Source organism: Microcoleus sp., assembly GCF_049646505.1.
Taxonomy (GTDB): Bacteria; Cyanobacteriota; Cyanobacteriia; order Cyanobacteriales; family Microcoleaceae; genus Microcoleus.
Window position 1 is genome coordinate 1 of the sequence record NZ_JBARVX010000357.1, and the last position, 7,311, is coordinate 7,311.

Annotated in this window: 8 protein-coding genes; 6 read left to right on the forward strand and 2 right to left on the reverse strand. The window is 44.5% G+C overall.

What is annotated here, in order from left to right; genetic code table 11:
• Positions 1-618 (forward strand): aminotransferase class V-fold PLP-dependent enzyme (locus WBA89_RS18290; RefSeq protein WP_424408636.1); only part of this gene is annotated, 618 nt, incomplete at its 5' end.
• Positions 619-635: 17 nt separating this feature from the next.
• Here WBA89_RS18290 and WBA89_RS18295 read toward each other — a convergent pair.
• Positions 636-947 (reverse strand): DUF433 domain-containing protein, encoded by a 312-nt coding sequence (locus tag WBA89_RS18295; RefSeq protein WP_424408637.1) that lies wholly within the window; start codon positions 945-947, stop codon positions 636-638.
• Positions 948-1,060: 113 nt separating this feature from the next.
• Between WBA89_RS18295 and WBA89_RS18300 the strand changes: the two genes are divergently transcribed.
• The 3 genes from WBA89_RS18300 to WBA89_RS18310 are packed head-to-tail and all read left to right on the forward strand — an operon-like array spanning position 1,061 to position 4,468.
• Positions 1,061-1,252, forward strand: a complete 192-nt coding sequence (locus tag WBA89_RS18300) for a hypothetical protein (protein WP_424408638.1) — start codon at positions 1,061-1,063, stop codon at positions 1,250-1,252.
• A gap of 45 nt (positions 1,253-1,297) precedes the next feature.
• Positions 1,298-2,629: an ATP-binding protein gene (locus WBA89_RS18305; RefSeq protein ID WP_424408639.1), complete on the forward strand. Its 1,332-nt coding sequence runs from the start codon at positions 1,298-1,300 to the stop codon at positions 2,627-2,629.
• Complete coding sequence (locus WBA89_RS18310; protein ID WP_424408640.1) at positions 2,630-4,468, forward strand: tetratricopeptide repeat protein; 1,839 nt, start codon at positions 2,630-2,632, stop codon at positions 4,466-4,468.
• A 174-nt stretch (positions 4,469-4,642) separates the two neighbouring features.
• On the opposite strand, the gene WBA89_RS18315 is transcribed toward WBA89_RS18310, so the two are convergent.
• Entirely contained in the window at positions 4,643-5,836 is a 1,194-nt protein-coding gene (locus WBA89_RS18315; protein ID WP_424408641.1) for a ferrochelatase, read from the reverse strand.
• Between the two features lie 338 nt (positions 5,837-6,174).
• Here WBA89_RS18315 and WBA89_RS18320 point away from each other — a divergent pair, with 338 nt between their 5' ends.
• Positions 6,175-6,759: a hypothetical protein gene (locus tag WBA89_RS18320; RefSeq protein WP_424408642.1), complete on the forward strand. Its 585-nt coding sequence runs from the start codon at positions 6,175-6,177 to the stop codon at positions 6,757-6,759.
• Positions 6,752-7,311: DUF3120 domain-containing protein (locus tag WBA89_RS18325; RefSeq protein WP_424408643.1), on the forward strand; the 560-nt coding region annotated here is incomplete at its 3' end. The genes WBA89_RS18320 and WBA89_RS18325, both read left to right, overlap by 8 nt.

Sequence of the window (7,311 nt, forward strand, 5' to 3'; positions counted from 1 at the left end):
GTGATGGTGTTAGTTGATGCGGCTCAATCTGTGGGGGTTTTACCTTTGGATTTGATTGAGTCTGGGGTTGATTTTTATGCTTTTACCGGTCACAAATGGTGGTGCGGCCCGGAGGGTTTGGGCGGGCTTTATGTGAGTGCGGCGGCTTTGGCAGATTTGCATCCGGTGTTTATCGGTTGGCGGGGAATTGTGACGGATTCTAATGCTAAAGTCCTGGGGTGGAAGGCTGGATCGCAGCGCTACGAAATTGCGACTTCGGCTTATCCTTTGTATGCGGGTTTGCGAAGTGCGATCGCCCTTCAGCATGAATGGGGTACGATCGAGGAAAGGTATGCAGAAATCTGTCGTTTGAGCAAGTATCTCTGGGAGCGTTTGTCGGAACTAGGTCATGTAGAATGTTTGCGGACATCTGCACCGGAAGCGGGTTTAGTTTCGTTTCGATTGACTAATGGAATGCCGCACAACAAGCTTGTCGATTTGTTGGAAAAGCAGGGAATTATGGTGAGGACAATTCTGAATCCCGACTGCGTGCGGGCTTGCGTTCACTATTTTACCACGGAGGCGGAGATCGATCGGTTGGTTGGGGCGATCGCCATAGCGAAGTTTTCATTTGAGTAAAACTTTAGCATTAGCAGTTATTGATTTTCAGCAAGCCACAGCTCGATTTCTTCTCGATTGCGATCGTAATAGTTCGCAACCGCTGGCAAATCTTGAAGGGTGATTCCTGGATAATTATAAAGAAGTTCGGCTTCAGTTGCGCCCTGTTGTTGGTAGGCGATAATCGTCCAGACGGGAATGCGAGTATCGCGAATTCGCGCTGCACCGCCACAATTTGCTGGAGTTTTGTGAATGGGATGTTGAATGGTTTGGACGAATTGCAGCGTTTGTGCTAGCAAGTCATCAGGCAGTGTTTCAATGGTTTGGAGAAGTTGTTCTTTGAGGGTCATAATCCATATCTAGATGCAATAGCGGTTTAGAAATTTGCAGCTTCGATAATTCGCTCGGTGGCAATAGATGCGTCTATTTCCTCTCACAATGTGGGGATTCTGCTAGCACCTTTATGCTACCAAATTTCATTACCCACAGCAACTCCACTATCAATCTCATTATGAAGATTCTCTGGTGCGATCGCCTCAACCAATTCCTCAAGAGAATACCGCCCACAAGCGTTCTGCTCGATAATTTGTTCAGCGACAATGCAGAAACCGGAAAGTCCAAGCGAAGATTTAGCATTAAAGGCGTGACATTATAGGGCATTGTGCTAAAGTAAGAGTTAGAGTGCATATATATATTCCCTATGACTAACCAGCGCTTAGCATCCTTCCAAACAGCCTTCCAGAATCTTCAGTTACTTCCTTTAGTCACCGTAGAGCAACTGAATAAATTTCATGTGGAATATGGCACTGAGATTTTAGAAGAATTGGAGCATTTGGTTGAAGATTGCTCACCAGACAATAACAAAATCATTTTTACAGGGCATCGTGGGTCAGGCAAATCGACATTGCTGGGTCAATTTTGCCGGGACACGCAGGCTCGCTACTTTGTAGTCTTCTTTTCAATCTCTGACCTGATTGAAATGTCAGATGTGAATCATGTCAACATTTTGTTTGCTATGGCAGTAAAGCTGATGGAAGCAGCAGAAGAACGTCAGATTAAAATCGGTTCTAAAACAAAAAAAGCTTTTTATCTATGGTTTAGTAAGTATACTAGAACTGAGGCAAGTTCAGTTGATTCTAGCATTGAGCTAGAAACAAGTGGAGAAGTTGGTGTCAATACTTGGTTTGTGAAATTCTTTGCCAAGTTGAAGGCAACTTTGAAGGCTAACTCTGTGATTCGTGAGGAAATTACGATTGAGTTTGCGAGACGAATTTCAGACTTAATCGATCGCATTAACGATATCGCTAGTGTGATTCAAGCGGGGTGTGGACAAGAAGTTCTGGTCGTGATTGATGACCTTGATAAACTCGACCTAGAGATTGTCGATCGCGTTTATCGAAATAACATCAATGCGTTATTTCAGCCTCAATTTCGGATTATTTATACAATTCCAATGGCAGCGACACGAGATATGTCGTTGCGAGGAATTATTCAGAATGCTACAAATAATAAGATTCAATCGATGTGGGCGACAAAGTTGTTTCCGCGTGGAGAAGATAGAGTTCCCAATGCCTCTCCTGTCGCAGAAGCTGTACAAGTATTTGAGAAAATTCTTTACAAGCGAATCTCCAAAGAGTTGATTGCACCGGAAGCAACTCAGATCATGATCGTTAAAAGTGGTGGTGCATTGCGAGAATTTATTCGTTTGGCTAGTCTGTGCTGTGGGTTATGTTTGAAGCAGTTACGTCGCACACCAGATAACCAAAATTTGAAAATTACGCCTGACATTTTGCAAAATGCTATTAAAGATTATCGGATTAATTTAACAGAACCTCTTGGACAAAACCGCTATCAAATTCTAGTGGATGTATACCAAAATTATTTACCCCAAGATGGGATGGATCAGGATTTCTTAGATTTATTGCACACGCTCTACATCCTAGAATATCGCAATGACGATTTGTGGTTTGGAGTTCATCCAGTGGTTCAGGAAATATTGCAGCGGCGTGGATTAATTGGAGCGGAGGGTTAAATGCTTGACAGTGATATCGTGGATTATCAATCAATCAATGAGGATAGTTACGATGGTCTTGTCTCTTTAATTGAAGCAAGTAAAGGTGTATTGTCATTGTTGATTGCTTCCTGTAAACCGGGAGATTTTCAAACTCAGATTATTAATCGTTACGAGGCTGAACTCGTTCCAAATATCCCCTGTTATCGTGTGGTGTTGAATCAAAAAGAACCCAGTCTAAGAGCTGCGTTGGAGCAACTGGTTAAGGATTGCCCAGAGTTAAAAGAACCCCACGCATCAGCAGCAATTACTGTAACGGGAACGGAGGCTTTGATGGAGTTTGTGTCACAAGCTGACTCTAACCATCGCTCGGAGTTAGACCGTTTTTTTGGCTATTTGCAATGGACGCGGGAGGGGTTGCGAGAGTTTCCTTATCCTATTGTAATTTGGGTAACACCAAATATTCTGAGTCGTTTGAGTCGGGAAGCACCGGATTTTTGGAGTTGGCGGAGTGGCGTATTTCGATTTGTGTCGCCTGCGGTGGAAGCAACGGATGTGATTAATCAGACTTGGGAAAATTCTACGCTGATTGAGCTAGAGACAAAACTAATTTTACCTCTAGATGAACTGTTAGAGCAGGTGGAAAATCTGGAGCAACAAGCGATGGAAACTCCTGCATTAGCAACCCTATATAATCGAGTTGCTAGGGCTTATGCAAATCGGCTCAAAACCCGCCAAACTCAGAATTATTCACAGGAAAGGGATCTGGCAATTGATTTCTTCCATAAGTCGCTCGCTTTACAGCAAAAATTGAATTTACTTAGGGCGCAATCAGACACTTTGTTAGGGCTAGGCGATCTTTACTATACTACTGCTGACTATTCTCGAATAGTCGGTTCGCGGGCGGAAAATCTGGAAAGGGCGATCGCATTTTATGAGGCTGCTTTAACAGTTTATACCCTTGAGGATTTTCCTGAAGATTGGGCAATGACTCAAAATAATCTAGCTAATGCCTACAGAAACAGAATCAACGGTTTGCGGGCGGATAATCTGGAAAGGGCGATCGCATTTTATGAGGCTGCTTTAACAGTTCGTACGCTTGAGGATTTCCCTGAACAATGGGCAATGACTCAAAATAACTTAGCTAATGCCTACTTATACAGAATCAACGGTTCGCGGGCCCAAAATCTGGAACAGGCGATCGCATTTTATGAGGCTACTTTAAAAGTTCGTACCCTTGAGGATTTCCCTGAAGATTGGGCAATGACTCAAAATAACCTAGGAGAAGCTTACAGATACAGAATCAAGGGTTCGCCGGCGGATAATCTGGAACGGGCGATCGCATTTTATGAGGCTGCTTTAACAGTTCGTACCCTTGAGGATTTCCCTGAAGATTGGGCAATGACTCAAAATAACCTAGGAGAAGCCTACAGTGACAGAATCAAGGGTTCGCGGGCGGATAATTTGGAACGGGCGATCGACTTTTATGAGGCTGCTTTAACAGTTCGTACCCTTGAGGATTTCCCTGAAAAATGGGCAATGACTCAAAATAACCTAGCTCTTGCCTACGCTAACAGAATCAACGGTTCGCGGGCTGATAATCTGGAAAAGGCGATCGCATCTTACAATGCTGCATTAACCATCTACACGCGCGATGCCTTTCCCGAAAATTGGGCAATGACTCAAAATAATCTGGGATTAGCCTACAGTGACAGAATCAGGGGGGATAAAGCACAGAATATCGAACTGGCGAAAAAGTGTTATGAAAATGCTTTAACAGTTAGAACTTTTGAGGCTTTCCCGCAAGAGTATACAGAGACTTTGTTTAATTTAGGCAATCTCGATCGAAGCAATCAGTAATGGCAATTAGCTGATGATACCTACTCCCCTGCCATTAAAATAGTAGAATTTTTAAAGAGTTAAATTCATTGATCAATCTCGATTTACCCACTCCCACAAAGAAACCGGGTTTTTTACTTAATCTGTCGTCTTCAACGCAGTATTCTCGCAAAAACCCGGTTTCTCAGATCCTAATTAATGAGAATGGCCGTGCTCGTGAGAATGACCGTGCCCGTGAGAATGTCCGCCATGAGAATGGCCGTGATCTCCATGAGAATGACTGTGCTCGCCGTGTGCAGACAAACTCGGATTAACAGCAACCGCACTTTCACTCAACAGCGCTTCAATTTGAGGATTGGCCCACTCCGCCGCCATTTTCAGGAACTCAGGACGATCGTTCACGCAAGGCAATTTGCGGTAAGTTACTCCTTGACGCTGCTTCTGCAAAGACTCAATAACATGGTCAACATCTAACAAAGTTTCGTGATTTTCCGTCGCAAATCCGATCGGCATAAACACGATCGCAGTTGCACCCAAATCAATCAAATTCTTCGCAGCCAAAGTCGCATCCGGCTGAGTCCATTCAATCAGAGGCGTGTCGTGGTTCAGCCAGCCCACCGAAATCAAAGGATAGCGATACATCAAACGTTCCCGCACGCGATCGTACAAAGCCTGACTTTCCACAATACCCGAAGTAAAACCCTTCGCCTTGTGCGGACAACCGTGATTCATCAGCACAATCCCAATCTGAGAAGGCAAATGCGCCACAGCCAAATCGTTCTTAATTTCCTCTTCCACCATATCAGCCATTAGCTGAATGTAAGCAGGTTCATCGTAAAAAGAAGGAATGTAGCGCTGTCCTTTTACCCAATGTTCGCCCCCATCAGTGGTTTTGACTAAAGCATTATTCACCTGTTCCACTGCAATACCGCTAGTAAAAATAGAATCAACTACCAACAGCGGATAAATCAGGATTTTATCAAATCCTTCCGATTTAATTTCGGCAATTACTTGTTCCGGCAAAAACGGCGCGCAAAAGTTAAAAGCTTTGAAAACTTTTACTTTATCGCCCCATTTTTCCTGCAAATTCTTTTCTATCCCGGCGCGCTGCTGTTCAAAAATAGCATTGTGCGGCGAAACAAATTGACCGTGTTGGTGACTCCACTCGTGCAAGTCAAAAATTGCTAAAATCTTCGCCAGCGGCGGATAAATCCAAGTCGGTACCGGCGCGAATTTGGCGGTAAGTAAATTTAAAGCTTGTTCGTTGTAGTTGGCAAAATCGTCGTAGCTTTCGACTTCGCCGTAACCCATCAGCAAGACTGCAACGCGATCGTTACTTGCGGGTGCAGCAGATGTTTTTAACTCAATCTTTTCTGGAGAAGCAACCACTTTGTATTCCTCAATTTGAATTTTTTTAAGAGTCGCAGCAAGGATGGACCAGAATTGCGAAAAAAATCTGGTTTCTCGGCTGCCCGGATATCCCCATCATCCCGTAGTCCGGCAGGGGTTTCGGCTAGCGTTAAGTTTTATGTTTTCTTAAGACTTCCTCACCTTGCCTCCAGTTTCGGTGTTTCGGAGCGTTCCCAGCCTTTATTGTGGGGGGATACTCTTCAAACTCGACTCTGTTATTAGTTTAACATCCTATCCCCCTGGATAGCATATAATTACTTAGGGTGTACAATTAAGTAAAGTTATGTTAAGCTGATAATTAATATTAGTGAAGCACGATGAGACTGGTAATTTGCCCCGGAGTTCACGACCCAAAACTAACCGATCGATTCCTAGCGGGACTTTCGGAGGTGTGGGAACCAGACAATCCTCGGCAAAATACCCAAACATCTTACCCTGTCAAGATTTTTCCCGCTCATAAACACCCGCCTTTTTCAGCGCTTGACATTTTTCACTTTTTATGCAGTCAAGAGTTGACTGGAGAAAGTTTAGTATTTGTGAGCTTTTCGGCAGGAGTAGCCGGGGCGATCGGGGCGGCTCTTCTGTGGCAGCAACTAGGCGGCCAAGTCGGGGCTTTTTTTGCCCTAGACGGCTGGGGAGTACCCCTAGGGGGCAATTTTCCCATCCACAGGCTCAGCCACGATCGCTTCACGCACTGGAGTTCAGCGATTCTCGGCAGCGGTGGAGATAGCTTTTATGCCGATCGCCCCGTTGCACATTTAGATTTATGGCGAACTCCCCAAACCGCAAATGGCTGGCACCTCAGCCAAAATGCAGCCGGTATTGAGACGGCAAAACCCACAACCGCAGCCAAATTTTTAGTCCACCTATTGCAACATTACGGAGTCCAATCAGTTGTTTAATTTTGATTTATTAACATCATCGGCGATCGCACCTACTGCCACCGTTTCCCGCCTAGACAATGCTGTCGCTGCCGGCAAAAGCAACAGCCTCAAACAGTGGCTAATCTTTAGCGCCTCAGCATTTTTAGTTTCAATTCCCGTCTTCGTGCAAGCACCGTTAGTTCGCTTGTATCCAACCATCAGCCTCCTTTCAACAATTCCTTGGTTCGTCCTCAGTTTAATCTTAATTTTTCGCCCAAAAACCCAACTCTGGGGAGATTTATTATTGGGATTTGCTGGATGTTGGCTGGCAGGTTCCATCTATTGGGGCTGGTTTAGATGGGAACCTATTTTACATCTACCTATAGAAGCAATTGGCTTGCCTTTTGCTATTTGGTGCTTGAACAAATCTTGGGGAAAAGTGGGCAGCTATTTTTACTTGGGTTCGCTATTTGGCACTGCGATTACTGATTTATATTTTTATTTGACTGGGTTGATGCCTTACTGGCGGAAAGTTATGTACGCGGAACCGGAATTCGCTATGCCGATTTTTCAAAGTGCGATCGGGCAAAT